2 protein-coding genes are annotated in these 2,302 nt (G+C 71.2%); both read left to right on the top strand.

The features are described 5' to 3' along the window. A partial coding sequence (locus tag FRW57_RS20545) for a glycosyltransferase family 4 protein (protein WP_152186930.1) occupies window positions 1-603 on the top strand: 603 nt, incomplete at its 5' end. Window positions 604-614: 11 nt separating this feature from the next. After that, on the top strand, window positions 615-2,302 hold a 1,688-nt coding region (locus FRW57_RS20540), incomplete at its 3' end, for a CTP synthase (RefSeq protein ID WP_152186929.1).

The raw sequence follows: 2,302 nt of genomic DNA, 5'->3' as shown, positions 1-2,302 counted from the left end.
CCGGCCGACGCGGCCGAGCGGCGGGTCGAGCGCGTGAGGCTGCTGCGTGCCGCGGGCGTGGTGGCAGACGCCGATCTGCCCTTGGTGCTGACCGTCTCGCGGGTGGCTCCGCAGAAGGACCTGCCCGTCCTGGTGGACGCCGCGGCCCGGCTGTCCGGCAGGTGCAGCTGGGTCGTGGTCGGCTCCGGGGACACGTCGCTGACGGTGCAGCTGCGCGACCGGGCTGCCGCGGCCGGCGCGCCGGTGCACCTGGTGGGACGCAGCGACGTCGTCGAGCAGTGGCTCCGGGCCGCCGAGGTCTTCGTGCTCCCCAGCCGCTGGGAGGCCCGGGCTCTTGTCGTGCAGGAGGCGATGGCGGCGGGCACTCCCGTCGTGACCACCGATGTGGGCGGCCTGCGGGACCTGGTGGCCGGGGTGGGCACGACGGTGCCGCCGGGGGATGTGGCGGCCCTCGCCGAGGCGACGCGCGAGCTGTTGGCCGATCCCGGGCTGCGGACCGCGGGGTCCCGAAGGGCTCGCGAGGCTGCAGCCCACCTGCCCGATGTCGAGGACATGACGCGCGAGTGGCGGGGTTGGTACGCCGAGCTGGTCTCGATGACGTAGAGTCAAAGCCCGTGGTGAAGCAGACGAAACACATCTTCGTGACCGGAGGCGTCGCCTCTTCGCTCGGCAAGGGCCTCACGGCCTCCAGCCTCGGTCACCTGCTCCGCGCTCGCGGTCTCCAGGTGACGATGCAGAAGCTGGACCCCTACCTCAACGTCGACCCCGGGACGATGAACCCGTTCCAGCACGGGGAGGTCTTCGTCACCGACGACGGGGCCGAGACCGACCTCGACATCGGGCACTACGAGCGGTTCCTCGACGTGCCGCTGTCCGGCCGGTCCAACGTGACCACCGGTCAGGTCTACAGCGACGTGATCGCCAAGGAGCGCCGCGGCGAGTACCTCGGCGACACCGTGCAGGTGATCCCGCACATCACCAACGAGATCAAGGCCCGGATGCGGGCCGAGGCGGACCGGCTGGACGTGGCCGACGCCGCGGACGTGCCGGACATCATCATTACCGAGATCGGCGGCACGGTGGGTGACATCGAGTCGCTGCCCTTCCTCGAGGCCGCGCGGCAGGTCCGCCAGGACGTCGGGCGCGACCACGTCTTCTTCCTGCACGTCTCCCTGGTGCCCTACCTCGCGCCCAGCGGGGAGCTCAAGACCAAGCCCACGCAGCACTCCGTGGCGGCCCTGCGCCAGGTCGGCATCCAGCCGGACGGCCTCGTGCTGCGCGCCGACCGTGAGATCCCCAGGAGCATCAAGCACAAGATCAGCTCGATGTGCGACGTCGAGGTCGAGGCGGTCGCCAGCTGCGTCGACGCGCCGAGCATCTACGACATCCCGAAGGTGCTGCACACCGAGCGGCTCGACGCCTACGTCATCCGGCGTCTGGGACTGCCCTTCAAGGACGTCGACTGGGACGACTGGGACGACCTGCTGCGCCGGGTGCACAACCCCGAGCACGAGGTCGAGATCGCGCTCGTCGGCAAGTACATCGACCTGCCGGACGCGTACCTGTCGGTGACGGAGGCGTTGCGTGCGGGCGGGTTCCACCATGACGCCAAAACGCGCATCCGCTGGGTCGCCAGCGACGACTGCCAGACCGAGGCCGGTGCCCAGAAGGCACTCGGCGGGGTCGACGCCGTCCTGGTCCCGGGCGGGTTCGGGGTGCGGGGGATCGAGGGGAAGCTCGGCGCCCTGCGCTGGGCTCGGGAGCGCGAGGTGCCGACCCTGGGGATCTGCCTCGGGCTGCAGTGCATGGTGATCGAATACGCCCGCAACGTGGCCGGCATCGCCGACGCGTCCTCGACCGAGTTCGATCCGGACACGTCGGACCCGGTCATCGCGACGATGGAGGAGCAGAAGGCGTTCGTCGAGGGCGCGGGCGATCTGGGGGGCACGATGCGGCTGGGGGCCTACCCGGCACGCCTCCTTCCCGGCTCGGTCATTGCGGAGGCCTACGGCACGACCGAGGTCAGTGAGCGACACCGGCACCGCTACGAGGTCAACAACGCCTTTCGCACGAGGCTGGAGGAAGCCGGCCTGGTGTTCTCCGGCCTGTCGCCGGACCGCGAGCTCGTCGAGTTCGTCGAGCTGCCCGCTGACGTGCACCCCTACTACGTCTCCACCCAGGCCCACCCGGAGTTCCTCTCGCGGCCGCACCGCGCCCACCCGCTCTTCGCCGGCCTGGTCGGCGCGGCGATCGACGCGCAGCGGGCGACCCGCCTGGTCGAGGTCGAGCGGGAGGCGGCCGG

Origin of the sequence: Segeticoccus rhizosphaerae, assembly GCF_009192725.1 — a bacterium.
In the GTDB taxonomy this organism is placed as follows: Bacteria; Actinomycetota; Actinomycetes; order Actinomycetales; family Dermatophilaceae; genus Segeticoccus; species Segeticoccus rhizosphaerae.
Note: the sequence above shows the minus strand (reverse complement) of the source record. Positions and strands in the feature narration are given on the sequence as shown.